Source organism: Longispora fulva, from assembly GCF_015751905.1.
GTDB classification, from domain to species: domain Bacteria; phylum Actinomycetota; class Actinomycetes; order Mycobacteriales; family Micromonosporaceae; genus Longispora; species Longispora fulva.
On the sequence record NZ_JADOUF010000001.1, the window covers coordinates 719,092 to 745,239 of the forward strand.

Annotated in this window: 28 protein-coding genes; 13 read left to right on the forward strand and 15 right to left on the reverse strand. The window is 71.4% G+C overall.

Annotation, left to right across the window (positions count from 1 at the left end; genetic code table 11):
- Nucleotides 1-77: 77 nt before the first annotated feature.
- Nucleotides 78-950 carry an alkaline phosphatase family protein gene (locus tag IW245_RS03150; RefSeq protein ID WP_197001694.1) on the reverse strand — a complete coding sequence of 291 codons (873 nt, stop codon included), beginning with the start codon at nt 948-950 and terminating at the stop codon, nt 78-80.
- A gap of 157 nt (nt 951-1,107) precedes the next feature.
- Nucleotides 1,108-1,965, reverse strand: coding sequence for a helix-turn-helix domain-containing protein (locus tag IW245_RS03155; RefSeq protein ID WP_197001695.1), 858 nt, complete (start codon nt 1,963-1,965; stop codon nt 1,108-1,110).
- 303 nt (nt 1,966-2,268) lie between these two features.
- Between IW245_RS03155 and IW245_RS03160 the strand changes: the two genes are divergently transcribed.
- Complete coding sequence (locus tag IW245_RS03160; protein WP_197001696.1) at nt 2,269-3,459, forward strand: hypothetical protein; 1,191 nt, start codon at nt 2,269-2,271, stop codon at nt 3,457-3,459.
- 15 nt (nt 3,460-3,474) lie between these two features.
- Here IW245_RS03160 and IW245_RS03165 read toward each other — a convergent pair whose 3' ends face one another.
- The 4 genes from IW245_RS03165 to IW245_RS03180 all read right to left on the reverse strand — a co-directional run bounded on the left by IW245_RS03165 (nt 3,475) and on the right by IW245_RS03180 (nt 7,537).
- Nucleotides 3,475-3,717, reverse strand: coding sequence for a hypothetical protein (locus IW245_RS03165; RefSeq protein ID WP_197001697.1), 243 nt, complete (start codon nt 3,715-3,717; stop codon nt 3,475-3,477).
- Nucleotides 3,718-3,884: 167 nt separating this feature from the next.
- Nucleotides 3,885-5,186: a M60 family metallopeptidase gene (locus IW245_RS03170; RefSeq protein WP_197001698.1), complete on the reverse strand. Its 1,302-nt coding sequence runs from the start codon at nt 5,184-5,186 to the stop codon at nt 3,885-3,887.
- 346 nt (nt 5,187-5,532) lie between these two features.
- On the reverse strand, nt 5,533-7,251 hold the full coding sequence (locus tag IW245_RS03175; protein ID WP_197001699.1) for a CHAP domain-containing protein: 1,719 nt from the start codon (nt 7,249-7,251) through the stop codon (nt 5,533-5,535).
- Between the two features lie 121 nt (nt 7,252-7,372).
- Complete coding sequence (locus IW245_RS03180) at nt 7,373-7,537, reverse strand: hypothetical protein (RefSeq protein WP_197001700.1); 165 nt, start codon at nt 7,535-7,537, stop codon at nt 7,373-7,375.
- A gap of 282 nt (nt 7,538-7,819) precedes the next feature.
- Here IW245_RS03180 and IW245_RS03185 point away from each other — a divergent pair, with 282 nt between their 5' ends.
- On the forward strand, nt 7,820-8,257 hold the full coding sequence (locus IW245_RS03185) for a YybH family protein (RefSeq protein ID WP_197001701.1): 438 nt from the start codon (nt 7,820-7,822) through the stop codon (nt 8,255-8,257).
- Between the two features lie 135 nt (nt 8,258-8,392).
- Here the strand turns inward: IW245_RS03185 and IW245_RS03190 are convergent, their stop codons facing one another.
- A complete protein-coding gene (locus IW245_RS03190; protein WP_197001702.1) occupies nt 8,393-8,875 on the reverse strand; it encodes a MerR family transcriptional regulator in 483 nt (160 codons plus the stop codon).
- 81 nt (nt 8,876-8,956) lie between these two features.
- Between IW245_RS03190 and IW245_RS03195 the strand changes: the two genes are divergently transcribed.
- Nucleotides 8,957-10,177, forward strand: a complete 1,221-nt coding sequence (locus IW245_RS03195; RefSeq protein WP_197001703.1) for an MFS transporter — start codon at nt 8,957-8,959, stop codon at nt 10,175-10,177.
- Nucleotides 10,178-10,372: 195 nt separating this feature from the next.
- Here the strand turns inward: IW245_RS03195 and IW245_RS03200 are convergent, their stop codons facing one another.
- Nucleotides 10,373-11,212 carry an SDR family oxidoreductase gene (locus IW245_RS03200; protein WP_197001704.1) on the reverse strand — a complete coding sequence of 280 codons (840 nt, stop codon included), beginning with the start codon at nt 11,210-11,212 and terminating at the stop codon, nt 10,373-10,375.
- A 348-nt stretch (nt 11,213-11,560) separates the two neighbouring features.
- Here IW245_RS03200 and IW245_RS03205 point away from each other — a divergent pair, with 348 nt between their 5' ends.
- Nucleotides 11,561-12,457 carry an extracellular catalytic domain type 1 short-chain-length polyhydroxyalkanoate depolymerase gene (locus tag IW245_RS03205; RefSeq protein WP_197001705.1) on the forward strand — a complete coding sequence of 299 codons (897 nt, stop codon included), beginning with the start codon at nt 11,561-11,563 and terminating at the stop codon, nt 12,455-12,457.
- Between the two features lie 101 nt (nt 12,458-12,558).
- Here the strand turns inward: IW245_RS03205 and IW245_RS03210 are convergent, their stop codons facing one another.
- Nucleotides 12,559-13,290: an SDR family NAD(P)-dependent oxidoreductase gene (locus tag IW245_RS03210; protein WP_197001706.1), complete on the reverse strand. Its 732-nt coding sequence runs from the start codon at nt 13,288-13,290 to the stop codon at nt 12,559-12,561.
- A gap of 93 nt (nt 13,291-13,383) precedes the next feature.
- On the opposite strand from IW245_RS03210, the gene IW245_RS03215 reads away from it, so the two are divergent.
- Nucleotides 13,384-14,232: a LysR family transcriptional regulator gene (locus IW245_RS03215; protein WP_197001707.1), complete on the forward strand. Its 849-nt coding sequence runs from the start codon at nt 13,384-13,386 to the stop codon at nt 14,230-14,232.
- On the opposite strand, the gene IW245_RS03220 is transcribed toward IW245_RS03215, so the two are convergent.
- A complete protein-coding gene (locus IW245_RS03220) occupies nt 14,229-14,777 on the reverse strand; it encodes a hypothetical protein (protein ID WP_197001708.1) in 549 nt (182 codons plus the stop codon). The genes IW245_RS03215 and IW245_RS03220 overlap by 4 nt on opposite strands.
- 158 nt (nt 14,778-14,935) lie before the next feature.
- Here IW245_RS03220 and IW245_RS03225 point away from each other — a divergent pair, with 158 nt between their 5' ends.
- Together IW245_RS03225 and IW245_RS03230 are read left to right on the forward strand one after the other, a co-directional pair.
- Nucleotides 14,936-16,174, forward strand: a complete 1,239-nt coding sequence (locus IW245_RS03225; protein WP_197001709.1) for a sensor histidine kinase — start codon at nt 14,936-14,938, stop codon at nt 16,172-16,174.
- The gene (locus tag IW245_RS03230) at nt 16,171-16,803 is read left to right on the forward strand and encodes a response regulator (protein WP_197001710.1); all 633 of its coding nucleotides are present in this window, start codon (nt 16,171-16,173) and stop codon (nt 16,801-16,803) included. The genes IW245_RS03225 and IW245_RS03230 overlap by 4 nt, the downstream gene beginning before the upstream one ends.
- 105 nt (nt 16,804-16,908) lie before the next feature.
- Here IW245_RS03230 and IW245_RS03235 read toward each other — a convergent pair whose 3' ends face one another.
- Nucleotides 16,909-17,805: an alpha/beta fold hydrolase gene (locus tag IW245_RS03235; protein WP_197001711.1), complete on the reverse strand. Its 897-nt coding sequence runs from the start codon at nt 17,803-17,805 to the stop codon at nt 16,909-16,911.
- Nucleotides 17,806-18,032: 227 nt separating this feature from the next.
- Between IW245_RS03235 and IW245_RS03240 the strand changes: the two genes are divergently transcribed.
- Entirely contained in the window at nt 18,033-18,422 is a 390-nt protein-coding gene (locus IW245_RS03240) for a hypothetical protein (RefSeq protein WP_197001712.1), read from the forward strand.
- A 174-nt stretch (nt 18,423-18,596) separates the two neighbouring features.
- Nucleotides 18,597-19,031 (forward strand): hypothetical protein, encoded by a 435-nt coding sequence (locus IW245_RS03245; protein ID WP_197001713.1) that lies wholly within the window; start codon nt 18,597-18,599, stop codon nt 19,029-19,031.
- On the opposite strand, the gene IW245_RS03250 is transcribed toward IW245_RS03245, so the two are convergent.
- From IW245_RS03250 to IW245_RS03265, 4 genes are all read right to left on the reverse strand, one after another.
- Complete coding sequence (locus tag IW245_RS03250; protein ID WP_197001714.1) at nt 19,028-19,456, reverse strand: Imm1 family immunity protein; 429 nt, start codon at nt 19,454-19,456, stop codon at nt 19,028-19,030. The two genes, IW245_RS03245 and IW245_RS03250, sit on opposite strands and share 4 nt — an antisense overlap.
- On the reverse strand, nt 19,453-19,884 hold the full coding sequence (locus tag IW245_RS03255; RefSeq protein WP_197001715.1) for a DddA-like double-stranded DNA deaminase toxin: 432 nt from the start codon (nt 19,882-19,884) through the stop codon (nt 19,453-19,455). The genes IW245_RS03250 and IW245_RS03255 overlap by 4 nt, the downstream gene beginning before the upstream one ends.
- A 137-nt stretch (nt 19,885-20,021) precedes the next feature.
- Nucleotides 20,022-20,540, reverse strand: coding sequence for a DUF6244 family protein (locus IW245_RS03260; RefSeq protein WP_197001716.1), 519 nt, complete (start codon nt 20,538-20,540; stop codon nt 20,022-20,024).
- A gap of 730 nt (nt 20,541-21,270) precedes the next feature.
- The gene (locus IW245_RS03265; protein ID WP_197001717.1) at nt 21,271-22,227 is read right to left on the reverse strand and encodes an SDR family NAD(P)-dependent oxidoreductase; all 957 of its coding nucleotides are present in this window, start codon (nt 22,225-22,227) and stop codon (nt 21,271-21,273) included.
- 156 nt (nt 22,228-22,383) lie between these two features.
- Between IW245_RS03265 and IW245_RS03270 the strand changes: the two genes are divergently transcribed.
- The 4 genes from IW245_RS03270 (at nt 22,384) to IW245_RS03285 (ending at nt 25,909) form a co-directional block, all read left to right on the forward strand.
- A complete protein-coding gene (locus tag IW245_RS03270; protein ID WP_233473171.1) occupies nt 22,384-23,568 on the forward strand; it encodes a sensor histidine kinase in 1,185 nt (394 codons plus the stop codon).
- A complete protein-coding gene (locus IW245_RS03275) occupies nt 23,565-24,230 on the forward strand; it encodes a response regulator (protein ID WP_197001718.1) in 666 nt (221 codons plus the stop codon). Before IW245_RS03270 ends, IW245_RS03275 begins: the two co-directional genes overlap by 4 nt.
- A 388-nt stretch (nt 24,231-24,618) precedes the next feature.
- The gene (locus IW245_RS03280) at nt 24,619-25,107 is read left to right on the forward strand and encodes a hypothetical protein (RefSeq protein WP_197001719.1); all 489 of its coding nucleotides are present in this window, start codon (nt 24,619-24,621) and stop codon (nt 25,105-25,107) included.
- Nucleotides 25,108-25,264: 157 nt separating this feature from the next.
- The gene (locus IW245_RS03285) at nt 25,265-25,909 is read left to right on the forward strand and encodes a carbonic anhydrase (protein WP_197001720.1); all 645 of its coding nucleotides are present in this window, start codon (nt 25,265-25,267) and stop codon (nt 25,907-25,909) included.
- The last annotated feature ends 239 nt before the right edge of the window (nt 25,910-26,148 follow it).

Genomic DNA, 26,148 nt, shown 5'->3' on the forward strand with positions numbered 1-26,148 from the left:
GGGACAGTAGATGTTCAACACCTACGGGTAACTTCGCGGTGATGGGAGGTCCGAGGGGACCCCGGACCTCCCTTGTGTCAGCGCCACACTCCGGTGATCGGGGCCGCGTTGACCGCGTTGTTGATGGGGGCCAGCCCGTAGGCGTCCTCGATGGTGCGCAGGACGTTGTAGTGGTTGATCTGCTGGGTGTACTCCCCGGGTCGGACCTTCTCGCCGACGAACAGGGTGGTGATCTGGTTGACGGAGCTGAAGTTGTCCTCGTCGAAGGTGACGATCAGCAGACTGTTGTGGGTCCGGGCCCACTGGGCGTAGTCGTCGAGGTTGTCCCTCAGCCAGGTGTCGCCGGTGCTGACGGGGCAGTCGTGCATGTCGTCGCACATGTCCGGGACCACGAACGACACGGTCGGCAACCGCGTGTAGTCGGTCGGGAAGCTGTCGAAGGTGAGGTTGCTGTCGGAGGGCACGTTGTCGAACTTCACCCACGGGTTGTGCTTGCGCACGTACAGGGGCGCGGGCAGGCCGTCGTCGCAGTCGGTGTCGCCGTCGAAGGGCATGCCCTCGGAGTACCCGGTGAAGGTGTAGTCGGCGTCGATGAGCTGGGCGCCCAGGTTGGCCTTGTCGGTGAACCCTGGCACGCAGCTGTCGTCGGTCACGCCCTGCCGGGAGCCGGAGAACAGGGCGACGTAGTTGCCCTGGCTGGGGTGGGTGACGCCGAACGACCGGCTGAAGTTCGCACCCTGCGCGGCCAGGGAGTTGGTGTACGGCGCGTCGGGGCTGCCGATGATCGCCGAGCGGTCCTTGTTCTCGAACATCACGATCACCACGTGATCCGGCCGGGGCACCCCGGTCGCGGCCATCGCCCTGGTGCCACCGGCCGCGACGGCGGCCCCGGTTCCTGCGGTGGCGAGCGCGGCGACGACGGCGACCGCCAATACGAGTCTTGTGCGCATGTCCTGCTCCTTGCGTGAGGGGTGAGAGAGGCAGTCGACATCGTGCGGCCCGTTCTGCGATCAAGGGAATACCGTCGATGACGCGGGGATGGCGCACACGGGCCCAGCGCGGGGCGAATCATGACCGATCTGAAAATCCAGTACCCGGAGGTAACCGTCAGCGGGTCCACCGGATGCCGTGGAAGCCGGGCTGCAGGTCGAACAGGACCAGGTGGGCCAGCGTCCCGCCGATCAGGCGGAGTTCGGTCACGTCCTTGTGCGAGGCGAGGGTGTCCATGCGCCAGATCCGGTAGGCGTGCGAGACCGTGACCCCCGGTCCCATCCGCAGCGTCATCTCGTAGTGGGGCCCGCCGGTGGGGAACCACCGTCCGTAGTAGTGCTCGGAACTGCTGCCGGCAAGGTGGTACTCGAGCGCGTACGTCTCGTCCTTGCCCAGGGGCGCGAACAGGAGTTCGGCCGCCGCGAGCCCTTCCGCCGGGTCGACGCGGGTCTGGCCGAGGGCGCAGTCGCGGCCTGCCCGGATCGTGGGCAGCGTGTCGCTCTGGGTGTGCTGGAGGACGACATAACGCTGGACGCCGCTCTGTCTGGCCCGGAACACCAGCCGCACCGTGGACTCGAAGCGGTTGTCTCCGACATCGGTCACGTCGTCGTGGACGCTGAGGATGTCGACGTCGGGGTCGGCGGGTGCGCCCAGGGCGGATCTCAGCCGCCGGGCGGGCAGTCGGGGCGTGCCGGGCACCAGTGGAGTTCGTCCGCGCGAGCCCGCGGGCGCGGCGAGCAGCTTCCGCAGGGCCTGGTGGGGGAGTTCCAGGAGGGTCTCGAGCTCCGCGAGCGCGCGCAGGGCGTCGGGGCTCCTGGGCCTGCTGATGCCGCGCTGCCAGTTGCTCAACGTGGACACGCTGACGGCCAGGCCGCGGTCGACGAGCCGCTCGTGCAGCCGGTCCAGGCTCAGACCCCGGGCGGCGATCGCCCACCGCAGTGCCGTGTGGAACGGTGCGTCGTCGGTCACGCCCATGAGAACGATCCTAAGTTACTGGTGCGTACTGGATATTCCAAAATGCTGGTGATGAATGCGCTTTCAACCCACTCATCCGATTACGGGGATCACGGTCGTGTTCCCTGGACACGGGGCCGGGTCGCACTATGGCAGTGAACGTCAGGTGTGGTCGACATCGAGAAATCCAACACCGGCGGGTAACGGGAAATGTGAAATGCGATATAGCACCGCGCGTGAGGGGCCGGGAAAGCTACCGGGGCCACGGCGCGGCGGAGGAGCGCGGTGGCGGTCCGCAGCGGGCGCACACCGGAGGAGAGACGCGTGACTGACCGCATGTTCCTGGTCCGGTGTGCCGGTGTCGTGACCCGGGTCGGGCCGCTGGTCCGACGGGGGACGCGGGTCGGGCGCCGGATCACCGTTGGGGCGCTCGTCGGGATGTTGGTCCTGGCGGCCTGTTCGTCGCCGGGGTCCGCCCCGGCGGCGGACCAGGGCCGGTCCTGCCTGACCGGCGCGCTGCGGTACCAGTTCGCCGACGCTGAGGCCGGTCCGGCCAAGCCGCTGACCACCGCGCCCGCCCGCGACGCCGGCTGGGAACTGTGGGGCGCGACGGGCGTCGAGAAGGCCACCCACCGGCTGGCGGCGGGCCGGACCGACCCGGGTTCCGGGGCGTTTCGGGCCTGCGCTGACGGGCCGGTGCGCGCGGCCGAGGTGCGGTTCGACTCCACCGGGCCACTGTGGCGGGTGGTCAGGGAGCGGCACGGCGACGACGTGTACTCCTTCGCCACGCCCGGCCGGGACCTCGCCGGCACCGTGGACCTGGGCCCGGTGCAGGCCCCGGCGGACATCCGCAACGCCTGGCACGTGGCCGACACCCTCACCCTGCTGTACGCCCGCCGGGCCAACCCGACATCGGAGTGCTGGACCCGGCACCAGCCGACCGGCCACTGCGACCTGCTGACCGTCGTGTGGGAACAGCGCGACACCGACGACGCCGGATACTGGGACCTCGGCGACACCATGCGGGTCATCCTCGCCGGCGCCATGACCGACTCCAAGCACCTCGTCCTGCACGAGGCGGGGCACTGGTGGCAGTGGCAGCTGCACAACCACACGTTCCCCGACGTCACCGGGTGCGACAACCACATGGTGGACCGCAGCAGCTCGCGGTCCTGCGCGTGGACCGAGGGGTTCGCCGACGCGGTGGCCGCCTACACCCTGGGCGACCAGCGGTACGTGGACGAGAACGGCGGGACCTACCAGATCCGCAACGACCGCGACACCCGCGACTACGACGCCGGGGACACGGTGCAGGGCCGGGTCGGCGCGTGCCTGCTCGACCTGTGGGCCCCCGACGGCCCCGACGGCGGGAACTGGGACCGCACCGTCGAGCTGATGACCCGGCGGAAGAGCGCCGACTTCCGGGCGTACTTCATGGTGGACCGGCCGGCCGTCGGGCTGGGCACCACAGGCCCGGCCCGCGCGATCCTCACCCGGCACACGATCACCTACTGACCGCGGGCGGGGCTGTCACCAGATGTAGAAGTGCCTGAAGTACCAGCCCGGGACGGCGGGCGCGTCCTTGAAGGTGCAGGCGAAGGTGAACTGGTTGGACTCCTCGTACTGGTACCGGACGTTGTCGCACTCCTGCTGGGTCTGCCAGACCCCGGCCTCCATCACGCCGCCACCGGCGGAGGCGGGGTTCGCGCCGAGGAGTACGACAGCGGTGGCGGCGGCCATTACCGCTCCCCGCAGCATGTTCTTGGTCAGCATCGACGTTCCTCTCATCGGGCTGCCGGACGGTCAGCTCCGTCGAGCCTGGCAGCCCGGCCCTGCCAGGACATGTCGGGTATTCACCGGACAAGCGGGTGATGTCGGGGGCGCGAGTGTCGTGACGGCGCCCAGGCATGGCTCGGGCGAGGCGCCCGGACGGCCTGACGTCAGGAAGCGTGCAGCGTGGTGAGGTCCTGCCGTGGCTGGGGGAGACGGAGTGCGGCGATCTGGGCTCGGGTGTCGGCATCGGGGCGCAGGCCCCAGCGGGTGAAGAACCCGGTGAGGTCCGCGCCGGCGACCCGGGAGGCGGTGACCATGAGGTACCGCGTCGTGTTCGTGTCGGTGTCAGTCGCCGCGCGGGCCGCCTGGTGCAGTTTCGGATAGAAGTCCTCGCCGAAGCCGAGGCGGAGCTGCTCGAACATCACGAGCATGGTGAAGTACTCGGCTTCGTGGCCGGCCCGGTCCTCGGCGAGGGCGTTGTAGTCGCGTCGGGCGTCGGGGAGAGCCAGGAACGCGCGGGCCCTGTCGTAGGACTTCTCCTCGGTCAGGCGCGGCGGGGTGCGCAGCGCGCGTTCCACGGCGAGGGAGTAGACGTTGACCGTGACCTCGGTGACGGCGTCCCACTCCCAGGAGGACTGCTGGTGCAGGTGGCCGAGTTCGTGCCACAGGCCCCACGCCGAGCGCGCCCCGGCAGGGGTAAGGATGTCGTCCATGAGGTCGGCGGGCCAGTGGACCCTGTAGTCGTTGGCGTCGGGGTTGGTGTCCGCTTTGCCTTCGGAGATGTAGTAGAGCAGCGGGCTGACCTTGTCGCGGTCGTCGGGGCCGGGCTGACCGCTGATCGTGTCCTCGATCCCGACGATCTGGTCGTAGGCGGCCATCAGCCCGGCGGCCTCCGCGGCGTGCTCGCGGGCCTTCGGCAGTGTCACGGTGAGGACGACGTGCCTGCTGGCCAGCTGCGCGATCGGTGAGTCACCCGTCGAGGCGAGGACGTCGCGCCACTGCTCCGGGGTGGTTGTGCCGAGCCGGTACAAGGGAAGGGGTTTCGCGGACTCGCCCAGGGTCACCGTGATGTTCGAGCTGGTGCGCACATGCAGCGCTCCGCCGGCCGGGTCGGTGATCGTCGTCGTCCTGCCCCGCAGCGGGTAGCTGCGGGCCTCGGCGTTGGAGCCTCCCAGGCCGGGGACTCCGACCACCAGGTCCGGGACGGGGCTGCCGTCCGGCCGGTCGACGGTGACGGTCAGCGCGGTACTGGCGGGCACCGACCAGCCCGTGGGCTGGAAGTCCGCCAGCTGGAAACTACGGTTGAGTCGCTGCCGCTCGGTCTCCGCCGACGGCAACGCCGAAACCACGATCGTCCGTGAGCCCGGCGACCTCGGACCGGGAGCGCCGGCCGGGCCGGTCGGTGACGTGCAGGCGGCCACCGCCAGCAGCACCGTCAGGCCGGTCAGGGCTCGCCGAGAACCAGACACCGGAGCGCCCCCATCCGTTCTGTGGGACGCGCGGTGGCCGTCCATGGAAATGTTGTCAAAAAGTGCGAGGACCTGGGCCCGCTCGGCGAACGTGACCGTCCCGAAACGGCTGGCCAGGCATCCGCGAACGAGCGCGCCGTCGTCACCGTGACGGTTCGCTTTCCATCGTGCAGGGCACGGGCGGGTCGCCGCAGGAACTTTCGTCTCGGTTCGCGGGCCGATCGTCTCCTTCGGCGGCATGTCGGTCCCGGTGATGAGGTGCTCATCAGTAGCCAGGGGACGCTCCTCGGCTGCGGCCAGAAGGGCGCGGACCGTGTGGTCCGCGCCCTTGGCTGTGTGTCGTATGTCAGGCGAGCTTGATGCCGTTCCAGTCCCAGCCGGCGGCGGCGGGGATGGTGTTGCCGGTGAAGCCGGTGAGGTCGCCGTTGTAGCTGGCGGACAGGGCGGTCAGGACGTCGATGGCACCGTCGGCGTGGTGGTACAGGAGGCCCACGTCGGTGCGCTTGTCGCCGTTGAAGTCGCCGGTGGTGAGGCGGATGGCGTTGTAGTCCCAGCCTGCTGCGGCGGCGATGGTGACGGCGTTGTTGAAGGTGCCGATCCGCCCGGTGGTGTCGGCCATGGCGTGCATGAAGGAGATGCGGCCGTCGGTCTGCTTGTACATGACGCCGAGGTCGGTGCGCTTGTCGCCGTTGAAATCGCCGGGGTAGAGCTGGAAGGAGTTCCAGTCCCAGGCGCCGGCGGTGATGGTGGTGCCGCCGAGGTCGAAGCCGCCGATGTGACCCGCGGTGTCACCGAGTGCGGTGATCGGCTGGATGCTGCCGTCACCACGGCGGTACATGATCGCCATGTCGGCCCGACCGTCACCGTTGATGTCACCGGAGGTGAGTTTGATGCCGTTCCAGTCCCAGCCGGCGCTGGCGGGGATGGTGTTGCCGGTGAAGTTGGTGAGGTCGCCGTTGTAGCTGGCGGACAGGGCGGTCAGGACGTCGATGGCACCGTCGGCGTGGTGGTACAGGAGGCCCACGTCGGTGCGCTTGTCGCCGTTGAAGTCGCCGGTGGTGAGGCGGATGGCGTTGTAGTCCCAGCCTGCTGCGGCGGCGATGGTGACGGCGTTGTTGAAGGTGCCGATGCGCCCGGTGGTGTCGGCCATGGCGTGCATGAACGAGATACGCCCGTCAGCCTGCTTGTACATCACGCCCAGGTCGGTGCGGCCGTCGCCGTTGAAGTCGCCGGGGTACACCTGGAAGGAGTTCCAGTCCCAGGCGCCGGCCGGGATCGTCGTGCCACCGAGGTCGAAGCCGCCGATGTGGCCTGCGGTGTCGCCAAGCGCGGTGATGGGCTGGATGCTGCCGTCACCACGGCGGTACATGATCGCCATGTCCGCGCGGCCGTCCCCGTTGAAGTCACCGGAGACCTGGAGCGGCGAGCTGGACGACGACGGTGGCAGTGCGGCGAGCCCCGAGGGGGAGACGTAGGCGCTGACGGTCTTTCCTTCGCCGCTCTGGTAGCTGCCGACGGGGACCTGGGCGGCTGAGATGACCTCCGTGAGGACGGTGGAGGTGGTGTTGTCGGTGCCGAAGTTGCCGTTGGTGATCTCGATGGAGCCGTCGGTGTTGGTTTTGGTGACGAGGCCGACGTGGTCGGCGTGGCTGGCGTAGCCGTTGGCGTCGACGGTGGCGTTGTAGACGGCGGCGTCGCCGATTTGTGGCCGGTAGTTCGGGTCGGTGTGCAGGGTGCCGTGGTTCTTGCCGTAGTTGTAGAACGTCCAGGACCCTTGGGTCAGTGTGTTGACGTCGATGGAGTGGTCGCCGGCATTGGCCCAGACCCAGCCGGCGAAGTCGGCGCACCAGGGGAAGCCGGTGCAGCTGTTTTCCTGGGGGCCCTGGAAGCCGCTGCCGCCGAGGCTGTTGGTGTCGCAGTAGTGCCGACCTTCGTTGGCGCGGGCCAAGCTGGCCACGTCGCTCGCGGTGGCGGCGTGCGCCGGGCTGACGGCGCTGAGCAGGCCGCTGGTGAGGGCTGTGGTGGCGACGAGAGCCGCGAAGGCACGTCGGATCTGCTTGTTCAAGGGGTGTCCTTAGAGGAATCGGTTGGCAAGACGCCAGTGGGAGAGCGCGGGGTGTCGCGGAGGGTGCACAGGTCGCGTGTGGCACCTGGTGCGGTGGCTTCGTTTGGGGCGAGGTGGAGATTCACCTGCGGTCGGGTCCGGCGCGGATCGAAACGCCCAGGCTCGGTGCGCCCAGGCCGTAACTGTCGGCGACGGTGAACGACCGGGTGGAGCGGTCCGGGCTCATCGCGGCGCCGAAGCCGGTGAGGCTCACCGCGGTGAGCGACAGTGCGACGATCCTGGACATGGACAGACTCCACCCGTTGACGTAATTGGCTCATTGATTGGCTTATCGGCATTCCGCCCCGGTTTGGGGTGGCGCTTCCGATGTGCATAAGCCTGCCGGAGCACAACAGGGCTGTCACTACCTACGGGCTGGCACCAAGGTGCCCGGCGCGAAGGTGCCAGGACGCGACGGCCCGGTCCGAGATCGCGGCCGTGGGCACATGGATGCCTCGATCACGACCGCCGGGGACCACCCTGGAGTTGCCGGGCCCAGCGGCCACGGCGTCTCAGCTAGCCTCCTACGATGGCTTCTGATCCCCGCACCGAACTAGACCGCGAGTTCTGGCATCCGTTCAGCGCGACCTTCGCGGCCGGCGATCTGGCAGCCCACATGGCGTTGCACACCCCGGATGTCATCCGGGTCGAGGCGGACCACGGCTGGCTCGGCGGGCTGGCTGAGTACACGCGGCGCACCGGGGAGTTCCTTGCCGAGATGTCGGCCCTGGGCACCAAGGTCGACCTGCAGTTCCGCTTCTCCGAACGCCACATCACGTCCGATCTCGCCTCCGAGCGGGGCGTCTACCGACTGAACCTGACCACGAACGACGAACAGCGCTCCGTCTACGGCAGCTTCCACACGATCGCCCGCAAGCAGGACGGCAATTGGCGACTCGCCGTGGACTACAGCTCGAACGAAGGCGGCACGATCACGGCAGAGGACTTCGAGGCACTGAATGGTTGACCGCGTCCGGCCACTCGTCTGAGGCGCCGACGACCTGCCGTTGGCCACTGGCCGCGCCGACACCCGGTGTCTCAGTCCCCACAGGACACCTGGAGTAGGCCAGGCACCGTCCTGACCGGTCGAGGAGGGCACCGGCTACTGAGCTTCGGGCCTCACGGGTTGCTGCTGCCGCTTGCCGGCATGGCTCGGTAGGAAGTCGTCAGTGAACTCCTCGCCGGCGAGGGCGGCGTCGACCCGGGCGCGGATGTAGGCGCCGGTCACCGGGCAGTCCAGCGGCCGGTCGTCGGGACACGCCAGCAGGTGTTCCAGGACAGCGGCGGCCCGGGTGAGCCTGGCGATGCGGGCCAGCATCCGCTCCCGCTGCTCGGTGATCAGTGCGCGCCGATCGGCGACGTGTTCGCTGTCCATCACGGCCGCGGTGTCGGCGAGCGGCATCAGGCCGTCGTTGTGCCACAGTTGGGCGTACGCGAGCCTCTGCAGGCCGGCGTGGTCGTAGTAGCGGACCCGCCCGCGCCGGACGGCGGGCCCGGTCAGGCCGCGCTCCTCGTAGTAGCGCAGGGCGGGCACGGACAGGCCGAACGCCTTGGCCACCTCACTGATCGAGAACAGCGGCTCCACGGTGCCTCCTTGCGCTCAAGTGCACTTGAGCGTGAACGATGAGGACATCCTAACTTCCGCCTCGAAGGGCAGGACCGTCCCATGCCGACCTCTTCCTCCGGCGTCACAACCCCACCGCCGGCATCCGCCGGCCACACCCCCAAGGCGGGTGCGCTGCTTGTCGTCGGCTTCGTGCTGCTGAGCCTGAACACCCGGGTCGCGTTCGGGCAGATCGGGCCGCTCGCCCCGGTCGCCCACTTCAGCTCCGGCGCGGTGACCGTGCTGGGCCTGCTCCCGCCGCTGTGCATGGGCCTGTTCGCCCCGCTCGCCCCGCTGGTGCGGCGCCGGCTCGGCGAGGAGCGCGGCCTGCTGTGGGCCAGCGTCGTCCTGGTCGCCGGCGCGATCGTGCGCACGATCGGCATGCCGGGCCTGTACGTCGGCACCGTCGTCGTCAGCCTCGCCATCGCGATCGTCAACGTGCTCGTGCCCGTCCTCGTCCGGGCCCGCTTCCCCCACCGGCACGTCGGCACCATGATGGGCGTCTACGCGCTGTCGATGGGCGTCGGCTCGGCGATCGTCGCCGCCATGGTCGCGCCCGTCGCCCAGGCGTCCGGCGGATCCTGGCAGCTCGCGATCGGCCTCGCCGTCGTACCCGCCGTGCTCGCCGCCGTGGGCATCGCCCCGCAGGCCCGCGCCCGCCGGCCCCGGCCCACCACCGGGGGAACCGATGCGGCCGCGCCGCGCCGGCACGTGGCCCGCACCGGGCTGGCGTGGAGCCTGACGGCGTTCTTCGGCATCCAGACCCTCGCGTTCTACACGGCCCTCGCCTGGCTGCCGTCCGTCCTCATCGCCTCCGGCACCAGCCGGACCGCCGCCGGAGTCTGCCAGGCGGTCCTCATCCTCGGCGTGGCCGCGGGCGGCTTCATCGCCCCGGTCCTCGCCGCACGCCGGCCCGACCAGCGCCCGCACATTCTGGGTACCGTCCTGGTCAGCGCCGTCGGGTTCACCGGACTGCTGCTCGCCCCGACCGGACCGTCGGCACTGTGGGCCGCCGTTCTCGGCATCGGCCTGGGTGCCGGACAGTCCCTCCCAGGCGTGCTCTACGCCCGCCGGGGCACCGATCACGAGCATGTCGCCGCGCTGTCGACCATGGCCCAGACCTGCGGCTTCCTCATCGCCGCCACCGGCCCCGCACTCGCCGCCGTCCTCCACGGCGCGACGGGATCCTGGACCGTCCCGCTCGCGACGGTCATCGCGGCCCTTCTCCTCGGGGGCGCACTGAGCATGCGAGCAGGCCACGACCCCCAGCGTGGGTGTTCTTGACCGGACGACGGGGAAGTGGGCGTGGAGACCGCGCGCGTTCGCCTGGACGCACATCGGGCCTCCCGCCTGCCGCGTGAGACGGATCTCTGGCTCGCTATCCCGCCGCACGGTACGCGCTCAGGTCGGCGGCGGGAAGTGCCGGTCGTCTAGGGCGACACGTCGTATGACCGGCCTCAGGGAAATCCGCGGCGGCGGTCAGGCGAAGTCGGCCACGTGGTCGGCGGCCCAGGTGGCGAAGGAGAGCGCCGGGCGCCCGAGGACCACCGCGACATCGTCAGTCACCTGCTCCGGAGTCTGCGCCAGTGCCGCCCATCCCGCCAGGGCCGCGTCGGCGAACTGGGGGCTGCCCATCGCCGCGGCCAGCATCGGGCGCATCGCGTCGGCGGTTACGTCCTGCCATCGCAGCTCGCGGCCCAGCGACTGTCCGATGATGCGCACCTGCTCATCCTGCCGGACGGTCTCTGGCCCGCTGAGCACGTAGGTCTGCTGGTCGTGCCGCTCGTCGACCAGCGCCTCGACAGCCACCGCGGCGATGTCGTCCTCGTGGACCAACGAGCGGGCCGCCGCACCGTACGGCCAGCGCACCACCCCCTCGGCACGGATCTGGGCGGCCCAGCCCAACGCGTTCGTGGCGATTCCGGTCGGACGTAGCACCGTCCAGGGCAGACCCGCCGAGGCGACGGCGCGCTCGGCCACCGCCCAGAACGAGTCCGGATCGGCTCCGGCTGACGCGGCCGACACGTAGACCACGCGGGGCGCGCCCGCGCTGGCCAGAACATTCATCACCTGTGGGGCCAGCTCGCCCGTGACCGCCGGGTCGACGAACGGCCAGACGAGGAACGCCGCCTCCACGCCCTCCATGTGTGGCCGGAGACTGTCCGGATGGGCCAGGTCAGCGGCGACCACCTCAACACCGGCCGGCAGAGTCGCGCGTGCGGGGGAACGCGTGACCGCGCGCACGCTCCGGCCGGCCGCCACCAGCCGGTCCACCACGCGCCGCCCGACGTTGCCGGTCGCACCAGTTACCAGGATCATGGTCGTCTCCAGGGGTGTCTCGGGAACTCGATGCGGCCAACCGTAGAACCTCAACAACGGTTGAGATCAAGTCTGGTGGGCACGATCGGGGCCGTGAAACCACGACACGTCGCGGGAGTGGCGCGAGTCCGGCCTGGCCATCGGGCAGGGGTCGCACCGCTGCGGCGCCACCTTCCCATGACGGCACCGAGGATGACGTAGGAGTCGACCACTGTCGGTCCACGGTTGGCCTGGCCGGGTGACGTCTTCCCGACCGGCCTGACCGTAATCGCTCCCATCGGCCCGGTCCGCGCCGTCCGCTGGCTGGCCGGCGACGTCCGATGGTGCTGTGATGGGCGGATGCGACGAATGCTCGCCCTTCTCCTGTGCGCCGCGACGGTGCTCACCAGTTGCCGGCCCGCCCACGGTTCCGCCGGCGCCGAGCACCGGATCACGGTGGCCGGCGTGACCCGCACCTATCGGGTGCACATCCCGGCCGGCGGGTCCGGGGCCGGACCGGTCGTGCTCGCCCTGCACGGCGCGCTCGGCACCGGCGAGGGTCTGGAGGCGCTGACCGGCCTGGACCGCGTGGCCGACGAGCGTGGCCTGATTCTCGTGTACCCGGACGGCTTCGACCGCTCCTGGGCCGACGGCCGGGGAGTTTCCCCGGCGGACAAGGCGCACATGGACGACGTCGCCTTCCTCGCCGCCGTGCTCGACGCGGTGCGGCGCGACCACCCGGCCGCCGACCGGAGCCGGGCATTCGTGCTCGGCATGTCCAACGGCGCGATGATGGCCCACCGGCTGGGCTGCGAGCTGTCCGACCGGATCACGGCCGTCGCGGCGGTCGCCGGTGGCATCCCGGCCACGGTGGCGATGGGATGTCATCCGGCCCGGCCGCCCCGGATGCTCGACATCCAGGGCACCGCCGATCCGCTGGTGCCGTACACCGGGGGCGAGGTCACCGTGCCCGGCACCGGTCAGCAGCGCGGCGAACTGCTGTCGGCGTCCGACACGGCCACGCACTGGGCCCGACTGGCCGGCTGCGCCGGTCCGCCGACGGCCGCCGCACTGCCCGACCGGGTGGACGACGGCACCACCACCGGCACGCTGACCTGGTGCGCGGGCCAGGTGGAGCTGTACGCCGTGACCGGCGGCGGGCACACCTGGCCGGGCGGCGTGCAGTACCTCCCGGCCGTCGTTGTCGGCCCGACGGCCCGGGACTTCGACGCCAGCCAGGTGATCGGAGCGTTTTTCGCGCGGTAGCGGCCGCGGACGGATCCCTGGCGGCGGCTCGTCCACCCGATCGTGCGCTTGCCGTCACGTCCGTCCGAGCGCGGATCGGAGTCACCCGCACCGCGCCGCCGTCACCAGGGCACCACCCCCGCGTCCTCGAAGAACTCGCCGGTCGGGCCGCCGTCGGGGAGCGTCGCGAGCCGGATCGCGACCGCCGCGCCCTGCTCGGGGGTACGCACGCCGCGGTGGCCGTTGAGGTCGGTCGCGACGAAGCCGGGACAGCCGGCGTTGATCAGGATGGGGGTGTCGCGCAGTTCCTTGGCGTACTGGATGGTGACGGCGTTGAGGAACGTCTTGGAGGGCGAGTACGCGGCCGACAGCGGGCCGATGACGTCGGCCCCGGCGGAGCTGGTCTGCCGGGTGAGGGAGCCGACGCTGCTGGACATGTTCACGATCCGGGGCGAGGCCGACCGGCGCAGCAGGGGCAGCATCGCGTTGGTGACCCGGATGACGCCGAGAACGTTGGTCTCCACGGCCAATTGGACCGCCGCCAGGTCCACCGTGGTGGGGTGTTGCGGCATGCCGCCGGTGACCGCGGCGTTGTTGACGAGCACGTCGAGGCGGCCGGCGCGTTCGGTGACCACCTCGACGGCGGCGGCCACGCTGGCGTCGTCGGTCACGTCGAGGGGTACGCCGAACGCGTCGACGCCGGCCGCGCGCAGCTTCTCCACCGCGGTGTCGCGGCGCTGCCCGTCGCGGGCGCCGACGCCGACGCTCCAGCCGAGGGCGCCCAGGCCGGCCGCGATCTCGTACCCGATTCCCTTGTTCGCGCCGGTGACCAGCACGATCTTCTGTTCGCTCATGCCTGTGATCCTGCCGGCGACCGGGCGGGCCACCAACACCGTTCGGGTGGGCGACGATACCTGCGGGGTATCGGTCGGCTGTACCGTGGCGGGATGGAGACCCGGGAATTGCGGTATTTCGTGGCCGTCGCCGAGGAGTTGCACTTCGGCCGCGCCGCCCAGCGGCTCGGGATCGCGCAGCCGCCGCTGTCGAGGGCGATCGGGCAACTCGAACGCCGGCTCGGGGTGGAGTTGCTGGCCCGGACGAGCCGCGTCGTGGCGCTGACCGAGGCGGGCGCGGTGCTGCTGCGCGAGGCCCGCGCCGCTCTGGACGCGGTGGCGGCGGCCGAACGTCGGACCCGCCGGGCCGCCCAGGCGACGACCGGCCAACCCGGCCTGGTCCTCGCAGCGAAGGCCGGCGCGTCCGGTGAACTGCTGTCCCAGTTGCTGCGGGCGTACGCCGCCGAGCCCGACGCGGCCACCGTCGAGGTGCTGCTGTGCGGGATCGCCGAGCAGGAACGGCTGCTGCGGGACGGGCGCGCCGACGTGGCGTTGCTGCACCGGCCGTATGACTCCACGGTCGGACTGGACACCGAGGAGCTGCGCACCGAGGGGCAGGTCGCGGTCCTGCCGGCCGGACATCCCCTCACCGGCCGGTCCCACCTGCGGATGGCGGACGTCACGGGGCTCCCGGACCTGCCGACGCCCCGCTGGCCCTGCCCCGATGGCGCCTACGAGGACGGCCCGGGTCCGCAGGTGCGCGACGCCACGCAGCTGTACCAGCTGATCGCGCTCGGCAGGGCCACGGCGGTGATGCCGGAGTCCTGCCGTGCCCAGTTGCGCGACGACCTGGCGGCCGTGCCCGTCGTGGACGCGCCGCCCGTCACGACCGTCATCGCGTGGCCGCCACACAGCCGGTCCCGGGCCCTGGCCCAGCTGATCCGGACCGCGACGCGCCTCTAACGTCCGCGCCGCGCGGTCCGGACCGCGAAGGCGGCGGTGACGGCGAGCAGCAGTGGCCCCCAGGCCAGCAGCGGCGCGTAGCAGACGGTCATCAGCGTGGCCCATGCTCCCTTCGGGGCGTCGGCGTCGGCCAGGTTGCCGGCCCAGTGCACCGCTCCCCAGGTGGTGACGTAGGTGACCGCGATCCCGCCGAGGGCGGCGGGGATGATCGCGGCCAGCCGGGGGATCCGCCGCCCGCCGAGCACCGGCACCCAGCGGGGCATCCGCTCGCCCCACGGCCGGACCAGGCCCATGGTCAGGAAGGCGAGGGTCTCGGCGAACAGGCTCAGCACGATCAGGTACGCCGTGCCCCAGCCGGGGGTCAGGGCCTGCATCCGGTCCAGGCTCGGGCCGGTGAACCCCATGGACAGGCCCGTGCCCATCGCCAGCCGCCACAGGCCCGACGGCACGGCGGTGAGTGCGGCGGCGCGGGCGGCCCGGTCGGCCCAGCGTGGTACCGCCGACACTGTGGGCTGCGGGGCGGGGATCGTGGTGACGGTCGACATGGGAACCTCCTGGTCAGTGCGCTTCTTGTGTCTCAAGCCTGGTCGGGAACGCCGCCTACGGGCAGGTGCCGACCGGCATGTTCCCGGCCGGCGGGGACCCGGCGGATGTGCCATTCGGCACGGTGTGCCGGCGGGCCGCTGGCCCTAGGCTGGGCGGCATGCGGACGAAGATCAACTGGCTACTGGGTGTGCCGGCGACGTGCCTGATCGCGCTGGGCACGATCCTCGCCTGGGGGCGAGCAGGCTGGCTGGTGGTGCCATCGGCCATCGCCGTGCTCGGGTTGAACGCGATCGTCCTGGAGCACACGCGGGAGAAGACGGCTCGGCTCGAGGGCCCCGCGCGGGAGAACGCCGCCCGGCGCGGCGGCCCGGCGGGGGACACGGGCAGCCGGACGGCCCAGGGCCCGGCGGTGGGTCAGGTCGCGGCGCTTCTCGCCGTCACCGCCTCCGGCACGACGCTGTTCGCCGGTACCGGCTGGTTCGGCGTGACCCTGCCGGCCGGAGCCCGGGCCGGTGAGAACGCCGTCGCCGGCATCGTCGGGCTCATCGAGGTCGTCGCGCTGCTGTTGGTGCTGTTCCTCGCGGTCCGCCGGGCACCGGTCCGGCAGGCGTGGCTGGCCGGCGTGCTCCTCGGCGCGGCCGTGGCACTGTGGCCGGCCCGGTTCCTCGGGTTCACGGGCGGCGGGCTGCTGGCCTGCGCGTTCTGGGCCATGGCCGGGGCACTGTCCGCCACGGTCGGCCTCTACCTGCGGGCCCTCGACGCGCACCGTGTCCGGTCCGTGGCCCTCGCCCGGCGCGAGCAGCGGCTGGCCCTGGCCGCCGACCTGCACGACTACGTCGCGCACGACCTGAGCGAGATGGTCGCCCTCGCCCAGGCCGGCCAGTTCGTGCCGGCCGAGGCGGCACCGGCCCTTTTCGAGCAGGTCGAACAGGCCGGCATCCGGGCACTCGCCTCGATGGACCGCACGGTCGGCGTGCTGCACTCCGGCGAGGACCAGTCCGTCGCCCCGGTGCCCGACCTGGCCGACCTGCCGGCGACGATCGACCGCTTCGCCCGAAGCACCGACGGGGTGGTGGACGCGGACCTCGGGCCCGTCGACGCGCTGCCACGGGAGGTGACGGGCACGGCGTACCGCATCGTGGTGGAGGGTCTGACCAATATCAGGCGGCACGCGCCGCACGCCGGCAGAGTGCGGGTGAGCGCGCGGGTGCACGGCCGCGAGCTGCGGGTGGCGGTGACCGACGACGGGGGAGGCGGGACGGTGAGTGAGCGGCGCGGTGGGCTGGGCCTGGTGGGACTGACCGCGAGGGTCGAGGCGCTCGGCGGCACGCTCACCGCCGGGCCGGACGGTCCCGGCTGGCGGATCGCGGCACGGCTCCCGGTGGGTGCGGCATGATCCGGGTGCTGCTCGCCGACGACCAGGCGAACATCCGCGGCGCGTTCCGGATCATCCTCGACGCCCAGCCCGACATCACGGTGGTGGCCGAGGCCGGCGACGGGCACTCGGCGGTCGAGCAGGCCCGGCACCTGCGGCCCGACGTGGTGCTCGCCGACATCCGGATGCCCGGCCTCGACGGCCTGGAGGTCACCCGGCTGCTGGCCGGCCCCGGCGTCGCCGACCCGCTCCGGGTCGTGGTGGTCACGACCTTCGACCTCGACGAGTACGTGCACACCGCGCTGCGCAACGGCGCGTCCGGCTTCCTGCTCAAGCGGTCCAGTCCCACGCTGCTCGCCGAGGCGGTGCGGGCGGCCGTCGCAGGGGACGCCCTGATCAGCCCACAGGTGACAGTGCGGCTGCTCCGCCAGCTCAGCGCGCCCCGGGCCGCCGAGCCGGCCGAGGCGCTCACCGCCCGGGAGGCTGAGATCACCACCCTGGTCGGCGGGGGCGCGACGAACAACGAGATCGCCGCAGAACTGTTCATCTCCGCGGGCACGGTCAAAAACCACCTGGCGAACATCCAACGCAAGCTCGCGGTCCGCAACCGGGTCGGCATCGCGGCCTGGGCGTGGGACAAGGGGCGCTGACCGGCGGGACCATCCCCGGCCGCGAACTCGCCGAGGCCCCGCGCAGCCTGCGGTATGCATCTCGACCCCTGGACTCCGCCTCGGCCCGACGAGATCCAGGACCCCTTAGCGGTCGGCCAGGAAGTCCAGCACCGCCCCGGCGACGGTTCCGGGCGCCTCCACGTGCGCGAGGTGCCCGACCGTGTCGAGGATCAGCAGCCGGCTGTCGGGGATCGCCGCGGCGACCCGGGGCGCGACCCGGATGTCGATCAGCCGGTCCCGTCGGCCGGCGATGACCAGGGTCGGGGCGGTCACCCCGGCGGCGGTCCGCCACAGTGAGCCCCCGCCCGGTAGCGGCGCGCGCAGGAAGGCGCCCACCAGGTCGCGGAAGGTCCGGACGGTGGCGGCCGGGTACCAGGGCAGCCCCTGGCGTCGGCGCACCTCGTCGGCGACCCGGGCGACCCGCTCCTCGGTGATCAGCGTCGGGTCGCCGTAGCACCGCAGCAGGTTGTCCCGGGCCACCTCGGTCGGGTCCAGCGTGGACAGGTACCGCGCGGACAGGACGTGCACCCACGGCACCAGCAGCAGCGGCAGCAGCCGGGAGTGCTCCGACCAGCGCGGATCCGTGAACGGCATGGCCGGGGAGATCAACGTGAGGCTGCGGACCAGGTCGGGCCGGCGCGCGGCGACCACGATCGACACCGTCCCGCCGTGCGAGTTGCCGAACAGGTGCACGGGCCCGCGGCCGGACTCCTCCAGCCAGCGGATCGTCCGGGCGGCGCAGGCCGCGACCCCGTAGCGTCGGCCGGGTTCGCTGCGCCCGAAGCCGGGCAGGTCGATGGCCTGGGCGGACAGCCGCGACGTCAGGAGCGGCGCGAGGTCCGCCCAGTCCAGACCCGATCCGCCCAGGCCGTGCACGTACAGGGCGGGCTCGGCGTCCGGGTCGTCGCCGGGGATGTCCCGGATGTGGGTGATCAGGCCGTCCAGTGCGACCGCGCGGCCGGGCGGGAGGGGTGTGGTCATCGCCCCAGCGTGCCACGCGTGAGCGGTGCGGGTGTCGTTGTCCCCGCGACGGCGAGACTCCACAGATCAACCCCATTTTCGGATACGGCAGACACCTGCCCGGTCACCATCGGCCGCCGGAGTGCTGTGCCTGACGTGGCTTCGTCGCCCGGGAACCCGCACTTGAACGTGTTCATTTTCCGCGCTACGCTCCGCTCACTTGAACGCGTTCAAACGGGGGAGTGGTTGTGGCACGGTTCCGAGGAATACCCGTCCTGATCGCCATGCTCGTGCTCGCCGGCTGCGCGGCGCGCCCCGCAGCACCGGTGCCCGCTGGCGCACCCGGACCAGCACCGTCCGCCGGATCCGGGTTCGATCCCACGGTCCGCTTCGCCAGCTTCGGCTGGCTGCCCGACGGCCTGGTGACGCGGACCGTCACCATCGAGCGGGGCACCGACAGCGCCTTCACCATCGAGGCAGGGAAGCCGACCAGCAGTATCGGGCCCAGAGTCGTCGCCACGTTCTCCCGACCGGGTGCCCGGCGGGCCAGCTGCGTGGCCGACCACGTGATCGCGGGCGCGTCCGCCGGTGCGACGACCGAGCCGGCTCCAGCGATCAACGGCCACCCGGCGTCCTGAATCGAGACGGGCGGCGACGAGTCCCGGTCGCTGCTGCGGTGGGAGTACGCCCCGGGTGCCAGGGCCGAGGTCCGCGCGGATGACCTCGGCACCGGGCAGGGCCGCGCGGAACTGCACCGGATCGCCACCGAGCTGCGCCTCGACGGGACCGAGCGGCTCAGATTCCCGCTGGCCGTGACCGGAGTGCCGGCCGGTCTACCGCTGGTCGCCGTCTCCGTCACCGAGCGCTCCAAGGCGAGTTGGGCCGCCGGGCTGGTCTTCAGCGCCGCCGACGGGTACTGCCCGGTCCGGGGCGCCGTGCCGGGCACGCTCACGATCGCGGCGAGCGCGTACGTGCCCGGCATCGGCTGGGGTGGCGGCCAGTCCAACGCGACGGTCGACGGTCACCAGGCCAACCGGGACCACCAGGGCGAGGCGGAGGGCCTGGCGGTCTTCGACGTACCCGGCCCGCAGGTCAGCGTGGCGGCCGGCGACCAGGCGACGCTCCGCCTCCTCGGCCCGGATGGCCTCACCCGGCTCTACCGCGCCGTCACCGTTCTGGGCGCCGCGCCGAACAGCCCGACGGAGGCCCCGGACACGTCGGCGTGGACGGACACCCCGATGCGCTAGTGGATGCCGCGTTCGGCGGCCGTCCAGGTGAGCGTGGCGGGCTTGCGGCCGGTGGTCGTGTACTCGATGAGGGCCGTGCGAGCAGCGTCTACCGATACCACCGCCCGGTCGGCGGGAATCGTGACCACCGGCCCCTCGGCTTCCATGACCTCGATCGGACCGGTCGACGGAAGTTGCACCGCGTGTGATCCGTCTGGCAGCCAGGTCACTGCTGCCCGTCCTTCCTCCACGTCGACATCGACGCGCAGTTCGGCGTCGGCCTGCGGGTCGGCGGAGTCCAGGTCTGGGTTCGGGCTGATCCAGATGGTCAGGCCGGCTCCCCCGTGTGGCTTGAGAGATGCCGAGCGGGTATCGAAATACTCCGCGGCGTCGTCGGGTCCGTGAAGGGGCTCGACGCTGCAGTAGTCGATGTAGGTGAACGTCATGGCTTGGCTTTGATCCTCTCGCCTGTGCCTTCGAATTGTCCCCGCCACCAGGACTGACCGCCATCGCGGGTGACCCAGACCGTCAACGTCGAACCGTTAGGCAGGATCGACGGCAGCACCTTCTCGCAGGTCAGCTTCCAGTCCCGGTCCCACTCGTTGGAGCCGCAGACGGTGTTGTCGATGATCACCTCAGCCGCTGGCATGTTGTGTCGGCGCATGTGGGCGGCGACCTTCGCCTCCACATGCAGGTACGCGACGTCCGGGGGAACGCCGGAGCGAAGCCTCGGCACGTCAAGGTCATCGGCTATGGAGGTGTCCGTGCCTCCGGACCGTAGCTCCTGCCCGTTGAAATGACCGATCGTGGCACGACCGTCCTTCGGCGGGCGAGGCCGAAAGCGCGCACCCCGCACGCGGACATGCGCCGGCACATCCGGCCCCATCAGGGGTCGCGTTCCCCACCGAGCTGTGGCCGGCCGAGGATAGTCCTCAGCCCGCTCCCGGTCCGTGTGTATCGCTGGACCTGCAGTCGTGGGCGTCGGCCGTGGGGAGTCGCCGGCGCCCAGGCTCAGTTTCCCAAGCTGCTGGCCTGCGGGATCTGGCCTTGGGCCTTGGTCTTGGCAAGTGCGGCTTGCTTCTTGCCGCGGGCGGAGGCTTCATTTGCCATGTTGATGAACTGCAGTAGCGGTCCCGGGTCGCCGCCGGACAAGGCCGTTTTGACCACGCGTTCTGCCTCGTCGAAGGCCGGGTAGGTGGCGAGGATCGCCTCCTCGGCCGTTCCGATGGAGGAGATCGACGTGTTCAGCTTGACGGTGACCTCTTGCGGGGTCATCCCGTCTTTGATCTCTCCGACCGGGAGGCGAGCGTCGCCGACGGCTTTGAGGGCGTGGCCGAGGGTGATCTGAGCGTCGTCGAACGCGTTGATCACCTGCGTCATGTGCTGGGCGACGCCGAGGAAGCCCTGGCCGAGGGCCTGGGTGCGGACCCGGTCGGCGTGGTCGCGGCCTCCGGAGGTGTGGGTCTTGGCCTCATCGAGTTCGGTTTCAGCTCCGGAGAGCGCGGTGAGAATGTCCGCCGACGCGGTCATCGGAGGCCTTTCTGTAGGTTCCGACTGTGCGGAACCGCAGCCTAAGAGATACCGTCGTGTTTGGACAGACCCGTGACTCTCCGTTGAGAAATCCGGTGGAAATGCCCGGGGCTGGTGGAATCCGCCGGGCCACATTTGGCGGCGCTGATGTACCTGGCCGTGACGGAGCCGAAGCCGTCCTTCGGCGGACCGAGGTGCACCGCGCTGTTGGCGCGGAACATCCGTGCTGGGCGTAGATCGCCGCGAGTTCATCCGGTGGGCGGCGGTGCGCAAGCCCAGCCGTAGTGGGCGCGGAGTTCCTGATCCACTCGGTCGACAAGAAGCAGGGGAGCGCTCGGCATCGCGCTCGCCGCGACGATCGCATTCAGCCGCGTCCCGGAACTTGCCGCTTGGGCACCCGGCGAGCCCGCGCTCGTGCAGTTGGCAGGGCGAGCGTCATCCACACGGCCTTCGCCGTAGGAGCGTGAAGCTGGGTCGCACAATCCGGAAGCCTCCAGCAATTCGGCAGCAGGCTATCCGGATTGTGCGACAGTCATTCACACCCAGTTGGCGAATCCAGAGTGAACCCGAGCCTGGCAACGTCACGGGCTCCGCGGCGTCGGTGCGCCGTCCTGCCCGTGCGGAGGACCGCGGCACAGTCACTCGGGGCCTGCCGCGCCCCGCGGCCAGCACGGAAGACAGGGTGAGGCATGACCGCCGGCTGGTGAGTAACTGTGGTCAGCGGAACAGCTCAGCCGCCGAAGGCGGTCTTGCCGCCGTCGAACACCATCTGCGCGGCCGTCATATAGGGGAAGTCCGGCGACGCCAGGGTCACCGCGAAGGCGGCCACCTCGTCGGCCGACGCCATCCGCCCCAGACCCGGGACGTTCGATTTTCCCCAGGTGGTGGCCATCACCTCCCACACGGAGTCCGGTAGATCCATGGCGCCGGCCGCCCGGCGGACCAGTTCCGTGTTCGTGGTACCGGGCAGCAACGCGTTGATCCGGATGTTCTTCGCGGCGTAGTCGGCCGCGGCGGACTGCACCAGCCCGACCAGCCCGCGTTTGGCGGCGGCATACGCGGAGCGGCCCGCGGCGGTGGAGATCGCGTTGGATGACGAGGTCACCAGAACCACGCCGCCGCCCCGGGTGAGCAGGTGCGGGATCTCGTACCTGAGGGCCAGGAAGTTTCCGCGCAGGTTCGTGCCGACGACGTCGTCCCACTCGGCGGCGGAGTACTCGTGCAGTGCCTTCTGCTGGGTTATGCCCGCGTTGTTGAAGCACACGTCGAGCCCGCCGTAGGTGGACGCGACCTGGTTGACGAACCGCCGGACGTCGTCTTCTGACCGCACGTCCGCCCTGATGTAGGTGGCTTCGCCGCCGGCCGAGCGGATCTCGTTCTCCACCTGCCGGCCCAGTGCCTCCCGCCGCCCGCAGAAGCCGACCTTGCCGCCCTCCGCGGCGAACTGCCGCGCCGCAGCCCGACCGATCCCGGACGTGCCGCCGGTGATCAGCACCGTCTTGCCCTCGAACCGGCGGCTCCCCGACGGCCGGATCACCGGGGTCGGCGAGCCTGCCTGGGCCAGGGCCACCCCGCCGACGACGCCTGCCAGCACTCCGCCCACCCCGACCGCCCCGGTGGTGAGGATCCTGCGCCTGCTGTGCTTTTTGGTACCGGCGTCCGCGGCGCCCGTGTCCTCTGCGTCCATGGTGTACCTCTCTCGATCTCCTGCTGACTGCTCCGAGCCTGCCCGCCGGCCGGGACGCACACCTCGGCTGCGGGGCCCGACCGTGCGGCCTCAGGTACGGCGGGGTCCTACCCGGGGAGGAGGTTGCCGCCGCGGGCCGCTGGCTACGGTTGCCGGGTGATCTTGCACTGGATTGACTGGCTGTTCGACGAGCGACTGTGGCGGGCCCGGCTCGCGGTGCTTCTCGCGCTCGCGGTCGGCTACCTCCTCGTCCTCACCGATCCGCAGGCCCCACCCAGCCGGGTCGACTGGGTGTTCGCCCTGGTCGCGGTCGCGACATGCGTGCGGGCGGGCCGCTGGCCGCTGGGCTCCACCCTGATCCAGGCGGGACTGCTGGCGGCGGCCTTCCGGTTCGGGGACACCGGCCCGATGGTCGGCAAGGTGGCGGCCGGGGTGGCGATGTTCGATCTGGCCGCGCGCGGTCGCGGCTGGCGACTCGTGCTCGGGGTGGCGGCGCTGGTCGGGGCGTACATGACGCACCCGGGCGGTGAGATTCCCGCGCTGCTGTACCGCGCGGTGACGGTCGTCGGCCTGTCGACCCTGGTCGGGCTGCATGTACGTTCCGTGCGTGACCTCAGTGCGCAGGCCCAGCGGGGTGCTGAGGCCGAGCGGCTGCGCAGAGTGTCAGAGACCCGGGCCGCCCGCGCCGACGAGCGCACCGCGATCGCGCGGGAACTGCACGACCTGGTCGCCCACCACGTGGCTTCGATGGTGCTGCGGGTCAGCGCAGCCCGGCACGTCCTACGGCCGGTGGATCCGCGGGTGGGTGCGGTTCTGGACGACGTGCACGCCACCGGCACCTCGGCACTGACCGACTTGCGCGGCCTGGTCGCCGTGCTCCGCGCGCCGGAGTCCGTGGCCGACGTGGCCCTCGCCGATCCGGCGGAGCTGCCCGCGGCGCTGCGGGATGTGGCCGACCGGGCCCGCCAGCTTGGCCTGGAGGTGGAGTTGACCGTGGACCCGGCGATCGGGGCGCTGGACGCTGTCCGCGGCCTGGCTGTGCTGCGCCTGGCTCAGGAGGGGCTGGCCAACGTCGCCCAGCATGCTGGCCCGCGGGCGACCGCGCGGGTCACGGTCCGGGCTGCCGCGCACGGCACGGCCGCAGTGGAGATCGTCGACAGCGGCCCACCCGGCTCCCCGTCGCCGGGCTCGGCGGAGCGGGACGGCGCGGGGCGCGGGCACGGGTTGGTCGGGATGCGCGAGCGGGTCGCGCTGCTCGGCGGCACCTTCGCCGCCGGCGCACACGGCCGGGGCTGGCGGCTGGCCGCGTCCCTGCCGCCGGTCGCCGAGGTGGCCCTGTGATCCGGGTCCTCCTCGTCGACGACCAGCAGCTGGTACGGGCGGGGCTGCGGATGCTGTGCGACGCGGAGCCGGACATGCAGGTGGTGGACGAGGCCCGCGATGGCCAGGAGGCGATCCGGCTCGCGGCCCGGACCTCCCCGGACGTGATCTTGATGGACCTGCGCATGCCAGGCATGGACGGGGTGACGGCGACGGCCCAGATCCTCGCCGCACGGCCCGCGACCCGGATCGTGGTGGTCACCACGTTCGACGACGACGACCACCTGTACCCGGCGATCGCCGCAGGGGCCTGCGGATTCCTGGTCAAGGACACCGCGCCCGAGGACCTGCTCGCCGGGATCCGCCGGGCCGCGGCCGGCGACAGCCCCTTTAGCCCAGCGGTCCTGCACCGGCTGGTCTCAGCCGCCATCACCGGCCGCGGCGGCCGGACAGCCGCCGAGCAGCCCGCGGACGCGGGGCTGTCACGCCGCGAGTCGCAGGTGGTCGGACTGGTCAGCGCTGGCTTATCCAATGCGGAGATCGCCGAGCGGCTTCACCTCGGGGTGACGACCGTGAAGACCCACGTCGCCGCGGCGATGGCCAAGACCGGCGCCTCGAACCGGGTTCGGCTCGCCGTGTACGGGATCCGGCTCGGCCTGGCTTCCGAGCCGGCCGGCGCCTGAGGCGAAGGGACGGCCGGCACGCCGCACCGCCGGCTGTGTCGGCGACACACGAGCAGACCTGGCTCGCCGAAGGCACCGCCCGCCACGTCACGGCCAGCGGCCGTGCGGCTCCGGAGCTGAAAGTGTTCACCCGGCCTCGTCGGGTTTCTGACTCTGCGGGTCGCCGGGCCGGCCGATCTCGTGCTGTGATGCTCACATGAGGGCACAAGACAACGAGGCGGGACCTCAAGGGCGGGCGGCCGTCGCCGGCGGGGTGTCCCCAGCGGTGGTGGCGGTCGGATTGCTGGCTTTGGCTGGCCTTGTGGCAGGAGTTGTCATTCCGTGGGGAAAGCCCCCGGTCGTGCAGGCGTGGGTGCCTCCGTCTCCGGCAGCGACGCCGGCGGGGCTCGTGTCGAGCCCGCGACCCGTCCCGTCCTGCGACGCGGTGGCCGAGCTGATGCGGGGCTATTTCCGTAGCACCAAGGGCCCCGTCGCCGCGCAGACCATCGATGACATCAGCGGCTCGTTCACCTCCTGCAGCGTGCGTGGTGGTGTCGATGTTGACGGGGGCCCGACCGCAATGATGCGGGTGACCTACGGGCGTGCGGTGGCGTTCGGCTCGGAGTCGGCCGACAAGCGTGCCCGTGACACCGTCGACCGCCAGGCCGACGGGGCCTGTGTCGAGGATGTCGTCGTGGTGGCCTCCGGAGCCGAGCACGCGGTCCGGTGCGGGGACTCCACCCCTCGAGTCCACGAAATCGCCCTGATCGCAGACCACGGCACCTTCGCGTCAGTGGAGTTCACGGTGCACTCCGCCCCGGACCCGGGCGGACTGCGACGCCTCCTGGCGGTGCGAGCCGACGTCGCCGTGAAGGCACTGTTTGACCGCATCCGGTAACCCGCCGCCTTCGAAGCCAGACACAGGTGTTCGCCATGCGCGCGGGCAATTCCTGGTGGGCAGGAGCGCCCCGCGTGTGGTGGCGAGGCTTCCGGGTAGGTGTCAACAAGATCACAAATCGGTGCCGCTCCGGCATCCACGGCCATAGCCTGCGGCCATGACTGACGCTGTGACCCTGACCCCGGCCGAGGCGTACGCGTTACTGCTTTCGGGCAACCGGCGTTTCGTCGCCGGCGAGCCGCAGCACCCGAACCAGGACTCCGCGCGCCGCGCGGAGACCATGCCCGGCCAACGTCCGTTCGCGGTGCTGCTGGGCTGCTCGGACTCACGCCTGGCTGCCGAGATCATCTTCGATCGCGGTCTGGGAGACCTGTTCGTGGTCCGCACCGCCGGGCACGTCGTGGGGGCGGAGGTGTTGGGCAGCGTCGAGTACGCGGTCAGCGTGCTGGGCTGCGCACTGGTGGTCGTGCTGGGACACGACTCCTGCGGCGCGGTCGCCGCCGCCCGCACCGCCGTGGCCGACGGCATCACCGCCACCGGGTACGTGCGCGACATCATCGAGCGTGTGACCCCCAGTGTTCTGGCGGCCCGCGCCGCCGGCCTCGACCAGGACGACGACATGATCGCCGAACACATCCGCCACACCGTCGATCTGCTCCTGGACCGCTCCCGGGTACTCGCCGAGGAGACCGCCGAAGGGCGCGCGGCGGTGGTGGGCCTGTCCTACCGGCTGGCCGACGGAAGCGCCCGCCTCGTCACGGCGCGCGGTCTGCCGGGGGAGACGATCGACCTGGGCGCCTGACCAGCGGACGCAGGTGCCTTTCCGGGCGTCATGGGGCGCAACACATGGTGGGTGAGGCGTCGGCGTGTGTGCGTTTCAACCTCGAGGCCGGCAATGGCACTCGGGTCACCGAACCGACTTTCTGTGAACCGGGAGGGGGATCCGTCGCGGTGCCGTGGCGAAGTGGGTTCGGAGTGTCAATGCCGACCATCGGGCTGTTCTTCACACAGCAGCGACGGGCGCCCTCGACGGCGTGAAAC

Coding starts and splice junctions, on each gene's coding strand:
- IW245_RS03210 (WP_197001706.1), bottom strand. CDS start 13,290: ATGAGCGAACAGAAGATCGTGCTGGTCACCGGCGCGAACAAGGGAATC.
- IW245_RS03185 (WP_197001701.1), top strand. CDS start 7,820: ATGGCTTCTGATCCCCGCACCGAACTAGACCGCGAGTTCTGGCATCCG.
- IW245_RS03260 (WP_197001716.1), bottom strand. CDS start 20,540: ATGACCGCGTCGGCGGACATTCTCACCGCGCTCTCCGGAGCTGAAACC.
- IW245_RS03180 (WP_197001700.1), bottom strand. CDS start 7,537: ATGTCCAGGATCGTCGCACTGTCGCTCACCGCGGTGAGCCTCACCGGC.
- IW245_RS03250 (WP_197001714.1), bottom strand. CDS start 19,456: ATGACGTTCACCTACATCGACTACTGCAGCGTCGAGCCCCTTCACGGA.
- IW245_RS03265 (WP_197001717.1), bottom strand. CDS start 22,227: ATGGACGCAGAGGACACGGGCGCCGCGGACGCCGGTACCAAAAAGCAC.
- IW245_RS03155 (WP_197001695.1), bottom strand. CDS start 1,965: ATGGGCGTGACCGACGACGCACCGTTCCACACGGCACTGCGGTGGGCG.
- IW245_RS03205 (WP_197001705.1), top strand. CDS start 11,561: ATGCTCGCCCTTCTCCTGTGCGCCGCGACGGTGCTCACCAGTTGCCGG.
- IW245_RS03220 (WP_197001708.1), bottom strand. CDS start 14,777: ATGTCGACCGTCACCACGATCCCCGCCCCGCAGCCCACAGTGTCGGCG.
- IW245_RS03200 (WP_197001704.1), bottom strand. CDS start 11,212: ATGATCCTGGTAACTGGTGCGACCGGCAACGTCGGGCGGCGCGTGGTG.
- IW245_RS03230 (WP_197001710.1), top strand. CDS start 16,171: ATGATCCGGGTGCTGCTCGCCGACGACCAGGCGAACATCCGCGGCGCG.
- IW245_RS03165 (WP_197001697.1), bottom strand. CDS start 3,717: ATGCTGACCAAGAACATGCTGCGGGGAGCGGTAATGGCCGCCGCCACC.
- IW245_RS03215 (WP_197001707.1), top strand. CDS start 13,384: ATGGAGACCCGGGAATTGCGGTATTTCGTGGCCGTCGCCGAGGAGTTG.
- IW245_RS03150 (WP_197001694.1), bottom strand. CDS start 950: ATGCGCACAAGACTCGTATTGGCGGTCGCCGTCGTCGCCGCGCTCGCC.
- IW245_RS03235 (WP_197001711.1), bottom strand. CDS start 17,805: ATGACCACACCCCTCCCGCCCGGCCGCGCGGTCGCACTGGACGGCCTG.
- IW245_RS03195 (WP_197001703.1), top strand. CDS start 8,957: ATGCCGACCTCTTCCTCCGGCGTCACAACCCCACCGCCGGCATCCGCC.
- IW245_RS03225 (WP_197001709.1), top strand. CDS start 14,936: ATGCGGACGAAGATCAACTGGCTACTGGGTGTGCCGGCGACGTGCCTG.
- IW245_RS03285 (WP_197001720.1), top strand. CDS start 25,265: ATGACTGACGCTGTGACCCTGACCCCGGCCGAGGCGTACGCGTTACTG.